The 17,691-nt window shown below is 73.9% G+C and carries 11 protein-coding genes; 4 read left to right on the forward strand and 7 right to left on the reverse strand.

Going from position 1 to position 17,691, the window contains the following annotated elements; all coding sequences use genetic code 11:
- The first annotated feature begins 39 nt into the window (after nt 1–39).
- The 4 genes from rbfA to ACWDUZ_RS32945 all read left to right on the forward strand — a co-directional run bounded on the left by rbfA (nt 40) and on the right by ACWDUZ_RS32945 (nt 6,902).
- The gene (gene rbfA, locus ACWDUZ_RS32930; protein WP_451635472.1) at nt 40–501 is read left to right on the forward strand and encodes a 30S ribosome-binding factor RbfA; all 462 of its coding nucleotides are present in this window, start codon (nt 40–42) and stop codon (nt 499–501) included.
- Entirely contained in the window at nt 498–1,403 is a 906-nt protein-coding gene (gene truB / locus ACWDUZ_RS32935) for a tRNA pseudouridine(55) synthase TruB (protein ID WP_451635473.1), read from the forward strand. Before rbfA ends, truB begins: the two co-directional genes overlap by 4 nt.
- A 289-nt stretch (nt 1,404–1,692) precedes the next feature.
- Nucleotides 1,693–5,781, forward strand: coding sequence for a trypsin-like peptidase domain-containing protein (locus ACWDUZ_RS32940; RefSeq protein WP_451635474.1), 4,089 nt, complete (start codon nt 1,693–1,695; stop codon nt 5,779–5,781).
- Nucleotides 5,782–5,942: 161 nt separating this feature from the next.
- Nucleotides 5,943–6,902, forward strand: coding sequence for a bifunctional riboflavin kinase/FAD synthetase (locus tag ACWDUZ_RS32945; protein WP_451635475.1), 960 nt, complete (start codon nt 5,943–5,945; stop codon nt 6,900–6,902).
- 111 nt (nt 6,903–7,013) lie between these two features.
- Here the strand turns inward: ACWDUZ_RS32945 and ACWDUZ_RS32950 are convergent, their stop codons facing one another.
- From ACWDUZ_RS32950 to ACWDUZ_RS32980, 7 genes are all read right to left on the reverse strand, one after another.
- A complete protein-coding gene (locus tag ACWDUZ_RS32950; RefSeq protein WP_451635476.1) occupies nt 7,014–8,066 on the reverse strand; it encodes an oligopeptide/dipeptide ABC transporter ATP-binding protein in 1,053 nt (350 codons plus the stop codon).
- The gene (locus ACWDUZ_RS32955) at nt 8,063–9,079 is read right to left on the reverse strand and encodes an ABC transporter ATP-binding protein (RefSeq protein WP_451635477.1); all 1,017 of its coding nucleotides are present in this window, start codon (nt 9,077–9,079) and stop codon (nt 8,063–8,065) included. Before ACWDUZ_RS32955 ends, ACWDUZ_RS32950 begins: the two co-directional genes overlap by 4 nt.
- On the reverse strand, nt 9,076–10,002 hold the full coding sequence (locus ACWDUZ_RS32960; RefSeq protein WP_451635478.1) for an ABC transporter permease: 927 nt from the start codon (nt 10,000–10,002) through the stop codon (nt 9,076–9,078). The genes ACWDUZ_RS32955 and ACWDUZ_RS32960 overlap by 4 nt, the downstream gene beginning before the upstream one ends.
- Nucleotides 9,999–11,078: an ABC transporter permease gene (locus tag ACWDUZ_RS32965; protein ID WP_451635479.1), complete on the reverse strand. Its 1,080-nt coding sequence runs from the start codon at nt 11,076–11,078 to the stop codon at nt 9,999–10,001. The genes ACWDUZ_RS32960 and ACWDUZ_RS32965 overlap by 4 nt, the downstream gene beginning before the upstream one ends.
- A gap of 14 nt (nt 11,079–11,092) precedes the next feature.
- A complete protein-coding gene (locus ACWDUZ_RS32970; RefSeq protein WP_451635480.1) occupies nt 11,093–13,009 on the reverse strand; it encodes an ABC transporter substrate-binding protein in 1,917 nt (638 codons plus the stop codon).
- 372 nt (nt 13,010–13,381) lie between these two features.
- Complete coding sequence (locus tag ACWDUZ_RS32975; protein WP_451635481.1) at nt 13,382–16,540, reverse strand: SCO5717 family growth-regulating ATPase; 3,159 nt, start codon at nt 16,538–16,540, stop codon at nt 13,382–13,384.
- 360 nt (nt 16,541–16,900) lie between these two features.
- Nucleotides 16,901–17,677: a hypothetical protein gene (locus ACWDUZ_RS32980; protein WP_451635503.1), complete on the reverse strand. Its 777-nt coding sequence runs from the start codon at nt 17,675–17,677 to the stop codon at nt 16,901–16,903.
- Nucleotides 17,678–17,691 lie beyond the last annotated feature (14 nt).

Below are 17,691 nucleotides of genomic sequence, written 5' to 3' on the forward strand. Positions count from 1 at the left end.
ACCACAGCACGATGACAGGAAAGAACGGGAGACGGACCAGTGGCCGACAACGCGCGGGCGAAAAGGCTGGCGGACCTCATCCGAGAGGTGGTGGCCCAGAAGCTGCAGCGCGGGATCAAGGACCCGCGGCTCGGCTCGCACGTCACCATCACGGACACCCGGGTCACGGGTGACCTGCGGGAGGCGACCGTCTTCTACACGGTCTACGGCGACGACGAGGAGCGCAAGGCCGCCGCCGCCGGCCTGGAGAGCGCCAAGGGCATCCTGCGCTCCGAGGTCGGCCGGGCCGCCGGAGTGAAGTTCACCCCGACCCTCACCTTCGTCGCGGACGCTCTGCCGGACACCGCCCGGACCATCGAGGACCTCCTCGACAAGGCCCGGCAGTCCGACGCCAAGGTGCGCGAGGCGTCCGCGGGCGCCTCGTACGCCGGGGGAGCCGACCCCTACCGGAAGCCGGGCTCCGAGGACGACACCGACGAGACGGACGACACCACCGCATGACCAGCAAGCCCACCCCGCCCGACGGCCTCGTCATCGTCGACAAGCCGTCGGGCTTCACTTCGCACGACGTCGTCGCCAAGATGCGCGGGATCGCGGGGACCCGCCGCGTCGGCCACGCCGGCACCCTCGACCCGATGGCGACCGGCGTGCTCGTCCTCGGAGTGGAGAAGGCCACCAAGCTCCTCGGCCACCTCGCGCTGACCGAGAAGGAGTACCTCGGCACCGTCCGGCTCGGCCAGAACACGGTCACCGACGACGCCGAGGGGGAGATCACCTCCTCCGTCGACGCCTCCAAGGTCACCCGGGAGGCCGTCGACACCGCCATCGCCAAGCTGACCGGCGACATCATGCAGGTGCCGTCCCGGGTCAGCGCCATCAAGATCAACGGTGTGCGGTCGTACAAGCGGGCCAGGGAGGGCGAGGAGTTCGACATCCCGGCCCGCCCGGTGACGGTCTCGTCGTTCACGGTGTACGACGTCCGCGACGCCGTGGCCGAGGACGGCACCCCCGTGCTCGACCTCGTCGTGTCGGTGGTCTGCTCCTCCGGCACCTACATCCGCGCCCTCGCCCGCGATCTGGGCGCCGACCTCGGCGTCGGCGGCCACCTCACCGCGCTGCGCCGCACCCGCGTCGGACCGTACAAGCTGGACGCCGCGAAGACGCTGGACCAGCTCCAGCAGGAGCTGACCGTCATGCCGATCGCCGAGGCCGCCGCGGCCGCCTTCCCGCGCTGGGACGTCGACGCCCGGCGGGCCAAGCTCCTCACCAACGGCGTACGGCTGGACATGCCGCAGGAGTACGCGGACGCCGGCGCCGTGGCCGTGTTCGGTCCCGAGGGCCGTTTCCTCGCGCTCGTGGAGGAGCACCGGGGCAAGGCCAAGAGCCTGGCCGTCTTCGGCTGACGTACCGAGTGGGCTCTGCCCGTGGAGCGGCGGACACGGGTGTTCCAAGCCGCCGCTCCACGGTCCCCCCTCGGTTCCCCCACCCCTAGGGTGTGTCCAGCCGGCCCCGGCTATTCACCCGACCGTGCGGGCGCTCGGAGTGAACCGAGGGAGTGCGAGGGGGCGCGTTCGCCTCGCGATCTTTCCCGCCGATCTTCCGGTGCCTACCGTCGAACCGGTGCCCACCGTCCAGGAGGAGGGCACAGCCGGACCAGGGCACGGGCGGGGAGGTCGGACCATGGCGGCGCGGATGCCCGATGACGGTAACGGGCGGCACCTCGCGGCCCGCGCGGCCCACGGCGGTGGGGAGCCGGCGGCCACCAGGGCACAGCGGGACGGCTCCGCAGCCCGTGACCGCCTCCCGGACGCCTCCCTGGTCCGGGTGCGCGACCCGGCGGGGCGGCCCCGGGGCACCGGCTTCGCCGCCGACCACCACGGCACGGTGATCACCAGCCACGAGGCCGTCGACGGACTCGCCCATCTCGTGCTCCACGCCGCGGGGGCCGGCGGAAGGTCCTGCGTGGTGACCGCCGCCGACGTGACCCCCCTTCCCGAGCTGGGCCTGGCACTCGTCCGGACCGAGGGCCTCGGCCTGGAGTCGCTGCCCGTCACCGTTCGGGACGGCGTCGCCACCGGCGCGTACGTCCGGATCGCGGCCGGCGGCTGGCGCGAGGCCCGGGTGCTGGGCACGGCCCCGGTGACGTACCCGGCCGCGGGCCGCTCCCATCTGCTGGACGGCGCACTGGACCTGGCCATCGGCACGGCGGGTCGGGACGCGCTCCGGCCGGGCGGCGGGGCGGCCGGGGGACCGGTGCTAGACCCGGCGACCGGCACCGTCGTCGCCGTCCTCGGCACGGCACTGCGAAGCGGCCACCGCGACACCGGCTTCGCGGTGCCCCTGCGTCCACGAGCCCTCGGCCCCGCTTGGACGGAGGGGGACGGCGCGGTCGGCCACCCGCTCGCCGATCTGCTCGCCCGCAACGCCGCCACGGTCCCCGCCTACGGCCCCGACCTCAACCTGGCGGGCGTACTCGAACTCACGGCCACCTCGGTGGGCCAGGACGGCCCCCACGGAGCCCTCGCGGACCATGCCCCGTCACCGGCTCCCTCCCGGAGCGACATCGGACTGCATCAGCTCACCACCGCGCCCGGCCGCACCGGGTCGGCGGCCGGGGACCGGTCGGCTCCCGTCACCGAGGCGATCCGGCAGCGGGCGCCCCGCTGGGCTGCCCCCTCCTCACCCCCCGGCCATGCCGTGTCCTCGTCCGACACGCCCGCGGACCCCCGTCCCACCCGGGCGACGGCTCCGGGCCCGGCGGCCGCCGCCCCGGGCCTCGGCGAGCCGACGGACCCCCCACCGGCGCCCGTGCGGCCGCCTGCAGCCGGCGGGGCCGCGCCACCCGCGCCACCTGTCTCGGCGACACCTGCGGCGTCATCGGCCCCACCCGCTTCCACGTCGGCCGGTCCGTCCCTACGGCCCGTCGAACGATCGGTCGTCGTCCGCGAGTGGGGCGCGTTCGGCGAGAGCCCGGCGCTCGTGCTCGGACTCGTCGGCGCGCCCGGCAGCGGCCGTACGACCGAACTCGAGGCGCACGCCGGGCGCAGGGCCCGCGGGGACGCGCCCGCGCCCACGATCTGGCTGCGCGGGGCCGATCTGGACGGCGCCGATGTCTCGATCGCCGACGCGGCGGGCCGGGCGCTGGACCGTGCGGCACGGATCGTCGCCGCGGCCCGGGCGCCCCTGCCGACCCAGCTCACCGACCTCACCCCGGAGCGCGTCGCGCGTCTCGCCCGCGCCCACGGCCGGCCGCTGCTGCTCCTCCTCGACGGCCCCGAGGAGATGCCCTCGGACCTGGCCCACCGGCTCGCCGAGTGGACCGAGGGGACCGCGCGATGGCTGCGCGGCACGGGAGCGCGGCTGGTGGTGGCCTGCCGCGAGGAGTACTGGGAGGGCGCCGGGGCGCACTTCCCACCGGACCTGCTCCACATCCCCCTCGCGCCCGGCACCGCCGGCGGACCCCCCGGCGCCGCTCCGGCCGGTCATGGCCCCGACGCCGCCCCCGGCCGCCCGCCCTGCCTGCGCCTCGGCGACCTCACCTCCGACGAGGCCCATGAGGCCCGTGACCGGTACGGCGTCCCGGACGGCGCGCTCGTCGACGCCGACGCCCGCCACCCCCTCACCATCCGGCTGCTCGCGGAGGTACGCGCGGCCCTGCCCGGCTCCGCGGACCACCCCCCGCTCGACCGCGCCGATGTCCTCGCGGCCCATCTGGACCTGATGTGCCTGCGCGTAGCCGTCCGTCTGGCCGCGCAGAACGGCCTGCGCGGCCGGGCCGTACGGCGCCTGGCGGCCAAGGTCTCCGGCCAGGTGCACGAGGCCGCCCGCCGCAGCCTGGCAACGGGCCGGGCAGAGGTGGACCGGGCGACGTTCGAGGCCGTGTTCCCGTGGGGTGCGGCGCCCGCCCGTCTCGGCGGCGGCACCGGCTGGGCGTCCGCCGTCCTCGCCGAGGGCCTGCTCGTCCCGGCCGGCGACGGCTACCGCTTCGCGCACCAGGAACTCGCCGACTGGATCCAGGGCGTCCACCTCGACCTGGACGAGGCCCTGCGGGTCCTGGTCCACCGGCGGCACATCCCCGGCGAGCCGTGTCGTCCGCTGCCCGTACCGCACCACCGCATCGGCCCCGTCGTGCAGGCCCTGCTCCTGCTGGCCCGCCAGCACGGCACACGTCGGCTGGCCGTCCGGCTGGAGGAGCTGGTGTGTGCCCTGGACGCCGACCCGCACTCCTGGTGGGCGTCCCGGCTGCTCGCCGGTGTGCTGCTGCGGGTGCCGGACGCCTCGCCCTACACGGGTGTGCTGCGGCAGCTGGCCGAGCGGATCGTGGTCCGCACACAGTGCGACCTGCCGGTGCCACCCGGCTTCGGCCCCGGTTTCTGGACCGCACTGCACCTGCCGGACGCCGACCGCTGCGACCTGCTGCGGCGCCTGCTGCTCGCCGACGGCGCGCCACGGGACACGGCCCCGCCGAGCACCCCCGAGTCGCATCGGCGGTCCCCGGGGCCCCGACGGCCGCGCTCCCACCGTCCCGGCGCCGCGCCGGACCGCTATCTCGACGCCGTCGCGCACCTCCTCGCCGCCGACCCCGCCGCCGTGCAGCCGCACGTGACCGGCTGGTTCGACGACGAGCGGCCGCTGCCCGGCGCCCCGCACGCCACCGTGGCCACGGCCGCCCAGGCACTGCTGTACGCGCACCGCGACCGCGCCCTGGACGACCTCACCGAGGTGCTGGCCGACAGCGCCCATCGACGTGCCGAGGAACTGCTGGCCGTGTTCGCCGAGGAGGAGCCGGCCGCGCTGTGCCGGGCCGTCGACCGGTGGGCGCACGACGAGCGTCCCGACCGGAGGGCCGCGGCCGTCGCCCACGCCCTGCGCACCGCCCCGCACGCCCGGACCGAGACCGACCGGGAACTGCTGTGCCGGGCCGCCCGCACGGTGCTCGCCCGTCCCTCCGACGCCGCCCTGCACGGCGCCGCGCTCGCCCTTCTCGTACGGGATCCGCACGCCCGCGCCGGCCACCTGCCACAAGCACTGCGGCACTTCGCGGCCGGCGACCCGCACCTGCCCCCCGGCGCGCTGGCCCCCGCCCTGACGACGCACCCGGACGCGGTTCTCGCCGCCTTCGGCGACCGGCTGCGGCACGGCCCCGACGCCGACGCCACCGAGGCGCTGCGCGCCCTCGCCGACGCCACCACGCCCGCGCTCGCCCGCCGGGTCGCCGCCCTGATCCGCGAGACGGTGACGCGGCGGCCGGACATCGCGGGGCACGTGGCCGCGTGCGTCGGCCGGTGCCTGCACCACGCGCCGGCCGGACCGGCGCTGTTTTCTCTGGTCACCGGCCTCCTGGAGAACGGTCCGGTGCGGCTGCGCGCGGCCCTGGGCGGCGTGCTGGCCGGCCCCGGCACCACCCCCGACACGCCGGGGGCGGCCGGGCGGCCTCCCGTGGCCCCGGCCGCACACGCATCGCGCCGGGAACTCCTGGACTTCCTCCTGGCCCACGAGGACGACCCGTCCGTGCTCGACACGGTGCTGCGCGCGGCGGCCCCCACCGCCGAGGAGGACCTCCGCGACCTCGTCCACCGCGTCGGCCTGCTCCTGGTGCGCACCCCGGAGGGAGCGGCCGCCTTCGACCGCGCCCTCATGGAACTGGGCCGACGCCTGCCGGGCTTCGCCCTCCGGGTGGCCGGCTGGCTGACCGAGACCCCGCGGGACTGGGCCGCGGTGGTGGGCCCCAGCGCCCGCCGGACGCTCGAGAGCCTGTCGGGCACGCCCGTCCCCGCCTGAGTCCCGCGCGCCGGGACGTGCGCCCCGTCACAGCCTCGATGCCGATGCCGATGCGAGCGCGGAACCCACGGCATGGCACCCTTAGACCTGCGGACAACCGAAACGGCAACGCAACAAGGCAACCGGAACAACGGACACGGGTTCGACGAGGAGCGGTCACAGTGCAGCGCTGGCGTGGCTTGGAGGACATCCCCCAGGACTGGGGGCGCAGCGTCGTCACCATCGGCTCCTACGACGGAGTCCACCGCGGACACCAGCTCATCATCGAGCACTCCGTGAACCGTGGCCGCCAGCTCGGCGTCCCCACCGTCGTCGTCACCTTCGACCCGCACCCCAGCGAAGTGGTACGCCCCGGCAGCCACCCGCCGCTGCTCGCCCCGCACCACCGCCGGGCCGAACTGATGGCGGAGCTGGGTGTGGACGCGGTGCTCGTGCTGCCCTTCACCACCGAGTTCTCCAAGCTGTCCCCGGCCGACTTCGTCGTCAAGGTGCTGGTCGACAGGCTGCACGCCAAGGCGGTCGTCGAGGGCCCGAACTTCCGCTTCGGCCACAAGGCGGCGGGGAACGTGGAGTTCCTCGCCGAGCAGGGCAAGCTCTACGACTTCGAGGTCGAGGTCGTCGACCTCTACGTCAGCGGTGAGGCGGGCGGCGGGAAGCCCTTCTCGTCGACCCTGACCCGCCGCCTGGTCGCCGAGGGAGACGTCGCGGGCGCCCGGGAGATCCTGGGCCGCCCGCACCGCGTCGAGGGCGTGGTCGTCCGCGGCGCCCAGCGGGGCCGTGATCTGGGCTTCCCCACTGCCAACGTCGAGACGCTCCCACACACCGCGATCCCCGCGGACGGCGTCTACGCCGGCTATCTGCACGCCCAGGGCGAGGCGATGCCGGCCGCCGTCTCCGTCGGCACCAACCCGCAGTTCGACGGAACCGAGCGCACCGTCGAGGCGTACGCCATCGACCGCGTCGGCCTGGACCTGTACGGCCTGCACGTCGCCGTCGACTTCCTCGCCTTCGTCCGCGGCCAGGCCAAGTTCGACTCGCTCGACGCCCTGCTCGAGACGATGGCCGAGGACGTCAAGAAGTGCCGCGAGATCATCGCGGCGGATCAGCAGCAACAGTCCTAGGCAGCAGCAGTCTCGGGCAGCCCCGGACGGGCAACGGCCGCAGCAGGCCGGCCGCCGTAGCCGAGAAGCGTGATCGGGGGCTGGGGGCCCGCTCGGGCCCCCAGCCCTCGATCACTGCGGTTCCGTCGCCGTCCCGGCTCCCGCCTCCGCCCCGGCGCCCAGCACCTCGCCGGTCCGCGCTCGAGCCCAGTGGCAGGCCACCTGGGTCTCGGCGGTGCCGGTCAGGACGGGCAGATCCCGGGTGCGGCAGGCGTCGGCGACGCCCGCCCGGGCCGCCTCGCCGCCGGCCAGGATCTGGCAGCGCGCGTGGAAGCGGCAGCCCGACGGGATGCGCGACGGGTCGGGCGGCTCGCCGGTGAGGACCACCGGATCGCCCGGGGCCTCGGGCAGGACGGACAGCAGGGCCTGGGTGTACGGATGCCGGGGCGCCGTCAGCACCTGCTCGACCTCGCCGGTCTCCACGATCCGGCCCAGGTACATCACCGCCACCCGGTCCGCGATGTTCCACGCCAGACCCAGGTCGTGGGTCACCACCAGCGCCGACAGCCCGAGCTCGTCGCGCAGCCGCAGCATCAGCGCCAGGATCTCGCCGCGTACCGAGGCGTCGAGGGAGGCCACCGGCTCGTCGGCGACGACGAGTTCGGGCTGGAGGACCAGCGCGCCCGCGATGACGACCCGCTGGCGCTGGCCGCCGGACAGCTCGTGCGGGTAGCGCAGGAAGAACCGCTCCGGCGGCCGCAGCCCCGCCCGGGACAGCGCCTCGGCGACCGCCGCCCGCTCGTCCCCGCCGTAGCCGTGGATGCGCAGCCCCTCGGCGACCGCGTCGTACACCGTGTGCCGTGGGTTGAGCGAGCCGCTCGGGTCCTGGAGGACCAGCTGGACCCGCTTGCGGTACGCCTTCAGTGCCCGCGAGGAGTAGTCCAGCGGCGCGCCGTCGAAGGTGACGCGCCCCTCGGTCGGCGGCACGAGTCCCAGCAGGGACCGGGCCAGCGTGGTCTTGCCGCAGCCGGACTCGCCGACCAGCGCCACGATCTCGCCGGGCCGGATGTCCAGGTCCACACCGTCCACGGCGCGGGCCGGTGGCGCGCCGTTGCGGCCCGGGAAGGTGATGCGCAGGCCGTCGACGCTCAGCAGCGGTGGCGTGGCCGTGATCGTGCCCGTCATGTCGTGCTGCTCCTCATTTCCTCGTCCTGCGCCGCCCCCGGGCCCGCCGGCGCGGCGATGCCGTCGCCGCCCACGTGCACGCACGCAGCCCGCCGGCCCTCTCCGGCCTCCCGCAGCACCTGGTCCTCGGTGGCGCACACGTCCAGTGCGACCGGGCAGCGCGGGTGGAACGCGCAGCCCGCCGGGACCGCCGCCGGGTCGGGCGGATCACCGGGCAGACCCCGCGGCGCGAACCGCGACGCCGCGTCCCCGATCCTCGGGAACGCCTCCGACAGGGCCCTGCCGTAGGGGTGCCGGGCACCGTCGTAGACCTGGCGGGCCGGACCCTCCTCCACCACCCGGCCCGCGTACATCACCGCGAGCCGGTCGCAGGTGTCGGCCAGCACGGCGAGATCGTGGCTGATCATGATCAGCCCCACGTCCTGCTCGCTCACCAGCTCCTCGATCAGCCGCAGGATCTGCGCCTGGATCATCACGTCCAGCGCGGTGGTGGGCTCGTCGGCGACGATCAGCCGCGGATCGCAGGCCAGCGCCATCGCGATCATCACCCGCTGCCGCTGCCCGCCGGACAGCTCGTGCGGGTACGCGCTCGCCCGCGCCGCCGGCAGGCCCACCTGCTCCAGCAGCTCACCGGCCTTTTTCCTGGCACCCGCCGGGGTCGCCTTGCGGTGCAGCAGGATCGGCTCGGCGATCTGGTCGCCGACCCGATGCACGGCGTTGAGGGAGTGCATCGCGCCCTGGAAGACGATCGACGCGCCGGCCCAGCGCACCGCGCGGACCTCCCCCCACTTCATGGTGAGCACGTCCGCGCCGTCCAGCAGGATCTTCCCGCCGACCCGGGCCCCGGCCGGCAGCAGCCGCAGCAGCGCCAGCGCCAGCGTGGACTTGCCGCAGCCGGACTCGCCCGCGATGCCGAGCTTCTCGCCCGCGGCGAGGGTCAGGTCGACCCCGCGGACGGCGGCCGCGCCGCCCGGGTAGGTGACTTCCAGGTTCCGGACGTCGAGCAGGCTCAACGGGACACCCCCAGCCTGGGGTTGAGAACGGACTCCACCGCACGCCCGCACAGCGTGAACGCCAGCGCCACGACGGCGATCGCGATGCCCGGCGGGACCAGGTACCACCAGTCGCCCGAGCTCACCGCCCCCGCCTCCCGCGCGTCCTGGAGCAGCCCGCCCCAGGACACGACCGTCGGATCCCCGAGCCCGAGGAAGGCCAGCGTCGCCTCGGCGAGGATCGCGGAGGAGATGATCAGGGTCGTCTGCGCCAGCACCAGCGGCATGACGTTGGGCAGCACATGGCGGGACATGATGTGCCAGTGCCCGCCGCCGAGCGCCTTGGCCCGTTCGATGTACGGCCGTGACTCCACCGCCAGCGTCTGCGCCCGCACCAGCCGGGCCGTCGTGGGCCACGTGGTCACGCCGATCGCCAGGACGATCGTGCCGAGCGAACGCGACATCACGGTGGCCAGCGCGATGGCCAGCACCAGTGTCGGCATCACCAGGAACCAGTCCGTGACCCGCATCATCACCGTGGCGTACCAGCCGCGGAAGTGCCCGCAGGTGATCCCGATGACCGCTCCGATCGCCACCGACAACACGGCCGCGAGCAGCCCCACCAGCAGTGACACCCGCGAGCCCCAGATCAGCAGGCCCAGCAGGTTCCGTCCGAACTGGTCGGTCCCCAGCGGGAAGTGCCCGCTCGGGCTCTCCAGCGGCCGTCCCGGCGCGTCCGTCACGCTCGCCACGTCCGAACCGACGGTCAGCGGCGCGGTCAGCGCGACCAGCCCGAACAGCACCAGCGCGGCCAGCCCGAACACCCCGGCGCGGTGCCGGCGGTACTCCTTCCAGAACCGCGCGGCGGAGGCCCGGCGCCGCCGCCAGGCGAGCGCGCGCGGACCGAGTGCCGCGGGGGTCTTGGTGGTCTCGGCGGTCGTCATCGGCCCACCCTGGGATCGAGCAGCGGATACAGGAGGTCGGCGAGGGTGTTCATCAGGATCACCGCCGAGGCGAAGACGAAGAACAGTCCCTGCACCAGCGGCAGGTCGGGCACGCTGAGCGCCTGGTAGAACAGCCCGCCCAGCCCCGGCCAGGAGAACACCGTCTCCACGAGGATGACACCCGCCACCGTCCGGCCGAGATTGACGAAGATCAGGGTCACGGTCGGCAGCAGCGCGTTGGGCACGGCGTGCCGGCGCCGCACCAGGTCGTCCTTGAGCCCCTTCGCCCGCGCGGTCGTCAGATAGTCGCTGCCCATCTCGTCCAGCAGCGCCGACCGGGTGACCAACAGCGTCTGCCCGTACTCCACCGCGACCAGCGTCACCACCGGCAGCACCAGATGGTGGACGACGTCCAGGATGTACGCGAAGCCCTCCTCGCCGCCCGACTCCATGCCGCCGGTCGGGAACAGGCCGGGGATCGGGCCCGCGCCGACCGACAGCACGATGATGAGCAGCAGCCCCAGCCAGAACGACGGGATGGAGTACAGGGTCAGCGCCAGCCCGGTGTTGAGGCGGTCGCCGAGCCCGCCGTGCCGCCAGGCCGAGCGGGTGCCGAGGAAGATGCCGAGAGCGGTGTAGAGCAGGAATGCCGTGCCGGTGAGCACCAGGGTGTTCGGCAGCGCCTCCGTGATCTTGTCGATGACGGGGACGTGGAACTGGTACGAGGTCCCGAGGTCCCCGGTCAGCGCCTTGCCGCAGTACTCCGTGAACTGCTGCCACATGGGCAGGTCGAGCCCGAACTCCCGCCGGTAGGCGGCGATCTGTTCGGCCGACACCGGGCGGCCGCCGGTCATGAACTTCACCGGGTCGCCCGGGATCAGCCGGAAGAGGAAGAAACTGGTGACGAGCACGGCGAGCAGCGAGACGGCCGCACCGGCCAGCTTGCCCGCCACATACCGCAGATACGCGGTGGTGGTGCGCGCCCGGGGCGCGCGCCCGGCCCCCGCCGGCCCGGACTTCGCCGGGCCGGCAGCGGCCGCGTCCTCGACGAGCGAGGGTGTTGCTTCAGCGGTCATGGATGTACCTGCACCTATTCGCGGTCTTCTGCCGTGGCCCGGCGGCGCACCGTGAAGAGCACGGCGAGGCCCACGAGCACGACGACACCCGCGACGATCCCGATCACGACACCCGTCGACGACGAACCGTCCGAGGAGTCACCGGAGTCCGCCGGGACGGCGGACCACCAGCTCCAGTAGCCGTCCTGCCCGTAGATGTTGCCCGCCGACGACGGCATGGTGGTGATCGACTTGATCTGGTCCGTGCGGTAGGCCTCCACCGCGTTCGGATAGGCCATGACGTTCATGTACCCCAGGTCGTACAGCCGCGACTCCATCTGCTTGACCAGGTCCGCCCGTTTGGCGGGGTCGTACTCGGCGAGCTGCTTGGCGTACAGCTGGTCGTAGGTCTTGTCGCAGATGAAGTTGTCGGTGGCGCCGGTGTCCTTCGGGGTCTGCGGACGGGCGTCGCAGGTGTGGATGGAGAGCACGAAGTCCGGGTCGGGGTTGACCGACCAGCCGTCGAAGGCCAGGTCGTACTTGCCGGCGAGCCACGGGTCGGTCACGTTGTCCAGGCAGTCCAGGGTGATCCCGATGCCCAGCTTGCCCCACCACTCCTGGAGGTACTTGCCGACGGCCTTGTCGTTGGGGTCGGTGGCGTGGCACAGGACCCGGTAGTTCAGCGGCTTGCCGTCCTTGCCGACACGCTTGCCGTCGGCGTTCTTCTTGTAACCCGCCTGGTCGAGCAGCTGCCCGGCCTTCACGGGGTCGTACGCCAGTTCCTGGCCGGCCGACGGCTTCCAGAAGTACGTCGAGAAGCGCGGCGGGATGTAGCCCTGGCCCTCGACCGCGTGGCCCTGGAAGACCTTGTCCACGATCGCCTTGCGGTCCACCGCCATGAACAGGGCGTGCCGCACCCGCTCGTCGAGCAGGGACGGGTCGCCGTCACCGAACTTCGTGCCGTCCTTGGCCTGCGCGCCCGGGTTGGTGGCCAGCGCGTAGAAACGGCGGCCGGGTCCCTCGTTGACGTGGATGTTCTTGTCGCCCTTGAGGGAGGCGGCCTGCGCGGGCGTCAGGGAGGGCGAGCCGGCGACGAAGGAGACCTCGCCCTTGCGCAGCGCGGCGACGGCGGCGTCCTGGTCCTTGTAGTACCGGAAGACCAGCTCGTCGAACTTCGGCGCGCCCCGCCAGAAGTCCTTGTTGGCCTTCAGCCGCACATAGCTGTCCGGCTTGTAGTCGGTGAGGACGAACGGGCCGTTCCCGACGATCGGGAAGGTCTTGTCGTTGTTGAACTTGGAGAAGTCGGTGACCTTCTCCCACACGTGCTTGGGCACGATCGGCACGTCCAGCGCCGTCATCGTGGCCTGCGGCTTCTTCAGCTTGATGACCAGCTGGGTGGGGCTGGGCGCGGTGACCTTCTCGAAGTTGCCGACGAAGCTGCCGTTGGCGGTGGCGGCGCCGTCGTCGGTCATCATCTTGTTGAACGTCCAGGCCGCGTCCTCGGCGGTGACGGGCTGCCCGTCCGACCACTTGGTGCCGGAGCGGATCGTGTAGGTCCAGGTCAGCTTGTCCGGCGACGGCTCCCACTTGGTGGCGAGGGCCGGGATGGCGTGCGCGTCCTTGGGGTCGTAGTTGGTCAGGTACTCGTACATCAGCCGGCCGATGCTGGTGCTGAGCAGCCGGACCGCCAGGAACGGGCTGAGCGAGTCGACGCTCTGGGCGACGGCGACGGTGAGGACCTTGTCGCTGCCCTTGTCGTCGTCCTTCTGGGCCGTCGCGGCCGCCTGGGCCTGAGCGCCTCGCGCCGCCGGGGCCTGCGGCGCGGCCGAGGCCGCCGGGGTCGCGAGCCCGGATGCGAGGACGAGTGCGGCGGCGCCCGCGGCGGCGAGCAGCCGCGCTCTCCTCGGGCGGGGGCCTGTGCGTCCTCTGCCGTGCTGATCTTGTGTGTTCATGGCTCGGTGACCTCGCGTCATCGCACGCGCGGAGTGTGGCCCCGCGCGGGGCGGCTTGAACAGTTGTGAACAGGCTTGAACGTGCTTGTGTGAGCTTGATCGGTTGGCGCCGGGGGAATGGATTGAGTGTCTATCAGCGGCAGTCTGCGCCCGTCAACGGTATGTCAAACCCCATGTGGCCTGCGGAAATAACAAATGTGCTGCTCTGCCTCCCTCATTGGTGCAGACCTCTGACGCCTCCCAGGTGAGGGCATGGCGCCGTATTTCCGCCGGTTCTGTCTGCGAACGCGCGAAGGCCCGCGCCGTCTCGGGAACGGCACGGGCCTCGTGCGGTGCGGATGGGCGAGCGGCGGCCTGTGGGAGGCCGCCGGGTCACTGCTGGGGTGCGGGCGGGGGAGGGGGCGGAGTCCGGCCCTGCTGACCCGGTTGGCCCTGTGAGGGCTGCGGGGCCTGCGGGTGGCCGGGCTGGGGGTGGGCGGCGTACGGCCGGCCGGGCTGCGGCGGGGGCGCGAACTGGCCCTGCCCGTCCGGGGCCGGCGGTTGCCCCGGCTGGGCGCCTGGGGCCGGGGGCTGGCCCGGCTGCTGCGGGTAGGGGTGTCCGGGTTGTCCAGGCTGTTGCGGGGCGTACTGACCCGGAGCGGGCTGACCGGGTGCGGGCTGACCCGGAACCGGGTGACCCGGCGCGGGTTGGCCCGGAGCGTGACCCGGAGCCGCCTGTGCCGGTCCGCCCGGCTGTCCGGGGTACGGCTGCTGGGGCTGTCCCGGGTACGGCTGTCCGGGATGAGGCTGTCCGGCGTAGGGCTGCGGCCCGCCGGGCTGTCCGGGGTACGGCTGCTGCGGCCGGCCGGGGAAGGGCTGGCCCGGCAGCGGCGGGGCCGCGACCGGCGGCGGGTTGCCGTCGGACGTCCACAGTCCGTGTGCCTGCTGGTGGCGGACGAAGTCCTCCGCGACCATCGCCGCGAGGTTGAAGTACGCCTCGCGCACCTTCGGCCGCATCATGTCGAGGTTCACCTCGGCACCGGCGGCCAGGTGCTCGTCGAAGGGCACCACGACGACACCGCGGCAGCGCGTCTCGAAGTGGGTGACGATGTCCTCCACCTTGATCATCTTGCCGGTCTCGCGCACCCCCGAGATCACGGTGAGGGAACGGGCGACGAGGTCGGCGTAACCGTGCGCCGACAGCCAGTCCAGTGTCGTACTGGCGCTGGACGCACCGTCCACGGACGGCGTCGAGATGATGATGAGCTGATCGGCGAGGTCCAGCACGCCGCGCATGGCGCTGTAGAGCAGACCGGTGCCGGAGTCGGTGAGGATGATCGGGTACTGCTTGCCCAGCACGTCGATCGCGCGGCGGTAGTCCTCGTCGTTGAACGTCGTGGACACCGCAGGGTCGACGTCGTTGGCGATGATCTCCAGGCCGGACGGCGCCTGGGAGGTGAACCGCCGGATGTCCATGTAGGAGTTGAGGTAGGGGATCGCCTGCACCAGGTCACGGATGGTGGCCCCGGTCTCCCGGCGCACCCGGCGGCCGAGCGTACCGGCGTCCGGGTTGGCGTCGATCGCGAGGATCTTGTCCTGCCGCTCGGTGGCGAGTGTGGAGCCCAGCGCGGTGGTGGTGGTCGTCTTGCCGACACCGCCCTTGAGGCTGATCACCGCGATCCGGTAGCAGGACAGCACCGGCGTCCGGATCAGCTCCAGCTTCCGCTGCCGCTCGGCCTCCTCCTTCTTGGCACCGATGCGGAATCGGGAGCCGGCCGCGGCCGGACGGCTGCTGCGGGCCTTCTGCCTCCTGTTGTTCAGCAGCCGGTCGGACGACAGCTCGACCGCCGCCGTGTAACCGAGCGGTGCGGCCCCGGGGTTGGTCGGCTGCCGCTGGTCGTGCTGTATGGGCTGCGGCCACGCGGCACCGGCCCGCGGATCGACGGGCTGCTGCGGAGGCTGCGGTACGCCGCTCTGGGGCTGCCCGGGCTGCGGTTGCCCGGGTCGGGGGGTGCCCTGAGGGGCGCCGGCCGGGTGCGCCGTCCCGGGTTGCTGGGGCTGCGGCTGACCCGGCTGGGCGGGCTGTGCGGGGTGGGGCTGCGGCTGCCCGGGCTGTGGTGGCTGTGCGGGTTGCCCCGGCTGCGCGGGGGGCTGCGGGAAGCCGTAACCGCCGGGCTGTGGGAAGCCGTAACCACCCTGAGGCTGAGCGCCGGGACCGGAGCCGGGCTGACCGCCCTGCGGGAAGCCGTAGCCGCCCTGCGGCGCCGGGCCGGGCGGCGTCGGTTGCGGGAAGCCGTAACCGGCCGGAGGCGGCGCGGGAGCGGGCACGTCACCCTGCTGCGGCGCCCCGGGCGTGTTCCAGGCGGCGGGCGCGGGCTGCGGCGCCTGCGGCTGGAAGGGCGGCTGCTGCGGCGGCATCGGCTGCGGGGCCTGACGGGGGTCTTGCTGAGGGGCCTGCGGCTGGGGCTGTGCGGGCCACTGGGCCGCGGGAGCGGGAGCAGCGGGCTGGTACGACGGCGGCAGCGGCGGAACCGTGTCCTGGGGCGCCGGCGGGGGAGTCCAGGCAGGCGGAACGTCCTGGACGTCACCGCCTGCGGTGGCGTCGGCGGGCACGGCCGCCCGAGCGACGGAGTCCTGCGCGTCGGCGGGAGAACCGGCCGCCTGCGGGTCACCGCCCTCGTGGTCGCCGTCGGTGTCACCCTCGGCGCCGGCGTCGGTGTCGGAGTCCACGCCCGCGGCCGGATCGGCCGGGGTGGTCACGGGCTCCGGCGTGTCGGATCCGGAGTCGGCGTCGCCGCTGCCGGACCCGGAGTCGGCGTCGCCCGAGCCGGAGTCGCTGCCGGCAGCGTCGGAATCGCCGTCCGGGTCGGCATGGGGGGCCGTTCCGGCGTCCGTTCCCGCATCGGCAACGGCATCAACACCCGAGACCGAAGCGGGCTCGAGTTCGAAGTCGCCGTCCGTGCGCTCCTCATCGGCCCCCGTCGAGATCTCTCCTGAGCTGTCCGGAGCCTCCGGACCCGCCAGGCTCGTCTCGTTCTCCGCGCCCTCGGCACCGGCCTCGGCCGCTCCGGGAGCAGGCGCCTGCGCACCGGTCAGGCCCTCGGGCTCCGCCGCGCCCTCCTCGGCCTCCGCGTCGTGCGCGGCAGCCTGCCGGGCCGCGTCGCGCTCCGCGAACTCCCGCTTGAGGGCGCTCGCGGAGATACGCATCGTGGCACCGCTGACGACGTCGCCGCTCCCGGCGTCCTCGGCCTCTGCCGCCACCGGGGCGGCGGGCGCGGGCGCCCAGGAGGACTGGAAGCCGCCGCTCGGCGGCGGAGCCGGAAGCTCGACCGGGGGACCGACCGGTGGAGGCGGCCCGGGGGCGGCGGGCGTCGCCGGTGCCGGGGGCTGCGGCGCCTCACCGGCCGGGTTCGACGCGTTCTGCGTGTACCAGGCGGGCGGCGCGTAGTCGATGGTGAACTCGCCCGTCGTCTCGATGGCGGACTCCGCGTCGGACTGGTCATCGCCGGGCGTGGCCCAGCCCCCGCGGATCCCGTCCCGATCGCTGTTCACAGTTCCTCCTGGTGTGGTCGAGCACCCTCATGCCGTGCTGGGGCGACCGTTCGTGTCGTACGGGATCGGTCGCGAGCGGTCCTGCGGCGACCGACTCGGAACCGTTCCGGCCCGTCCGGCCGTGTGGTCCGCCCGGTCCTCCCCCGGAGCGCCGACGGTCCAGCCGCGGGTTCTGATGTGGCGCCCGGTCCCAGCCTAATCACCACGGGCAGGCTCATGGCAGGCCCGTCCGGCGCTCCGTGCTCGTTCGCACCTCCGCGCGCCGGTCCCACCCCGTCCACCGACGCGCACGACCAACCGGCCAAAACGGTCGACATGTCCCGATGTCGACCAGTCAATACCGGTCATCGGGGGACCTGTTCAGTCCATACGGCGCGGAGTACCCAGCAAACCGATCTCGGCGTCCGTGGGTTGGGTCATCACATACTGCCGGTCCCGGTCGCCGCACCACAGCGTGACGCCGTCGGGCAGCGTCGGCAGGGTCTCGACGTCCGTGCGCGGCAGCGCCATCGTGCGGCCCAGCTCGGCCGCCTCGTCCGGCGAGATCCGCTGCACGCCGACCAGTCGCGCCTGCCGTACCAGGCGGGGGGCGACCGGACTCAGGTACGGCAGCAGCGTCACCACCGACTGCCAGGGACCCGAGACCACCCGGCCCCGGGGCGGTCGCATACCGCAGTCGCGCACCACCAGCACCGGCGTACCGGCCGACGCGCCCTGCGGGGGAACCCGGCCCACCTCGTACACCGCCAGGCCGTTCTGCCCGCCGCCCATGGCGTGCACCATCTGGATCCAGGCCTGCGCCCGGCCCGTCTCCACCGCCACCCGCGCCCCGGTGGCCGCCGCCCGCAGGGCGAGGACCTGCGCCGTCCACAGACTGCCGATGAGTACGACGTCGTACGCCGTGGGCCGGTTCAGCCCCAGCACCGCAGGCTGTCCCTCGGGGTCCACGCCGATGACGACACCGTCGTCGCCGATGGGCAGCGCGAGCGCGTCCACCTGCTCCGCCGACAGCGCGTGCCGTCCGTGCCGCGGACCGATCAGCCCCAGACCGCTGCGCAGCCGCCCGCGCACCCGATCGGCGACGGAGGCGGCAGTGGCATCCGGCGCCCCGGGCGCCTGCGGGTTCACGGGCCCCATCGGGCCGTTCGCGG

The organism is Streptomyces sp. NPDC003393 (assembly GCF_053589015.1).

Coding starts and splice junctions, on each gene's coding strand:
- ACWDUZ_RS32970 (WP_451635480.1), bottom strand. CDS start 13,009: ATGAACACACAAGATCAGCACGGCAGAGGACGCACAGGCCCCCGCCCG.
- ACWDUZ_RS32980 (WP_451635503.1), bottom strand. CDS start 17,677: ATGGGGCCCGTGAACCCGCAGGCGCCCGGGGCGCCGGATGCCACTGCC.
- ACWDUZ_RS32940 (WP_451635474.1), top strand. CDS start 1,693: ATGCCCGATGACGGTAACGGGCGGCACCTCGCGGCCCGCGCGGCCCAC.
- ACWDUZ_RS32965 (WP_451635479.1), bottom strand. CDS start 11,078: ATGACCGCTGAAGCAACACCCTCGCTCGTCGAGGACGCGGCCGCTGCC.
- ACWDUZ_RS32950 (WP_451635476.1), bottom strand. CDS start 8,066: ATGACGGGCACGATCACGGCCACGCCACCGCTGCTGAGCGTCGACGGC.
- ACWDUZ_RS32960 (WP_451635478.1), bottom strand. CDS start 10,002: ATGACGACCGCCGAGACCACCAAGACCCCCGCGGCACTCGGTCCGCGC.
- truB (WP_451635473.1), top strand. CDS start 498: ATGACCAGCAAGCCCACCCCGCCCGACGGCCTCGTCATCGTCGACAAG.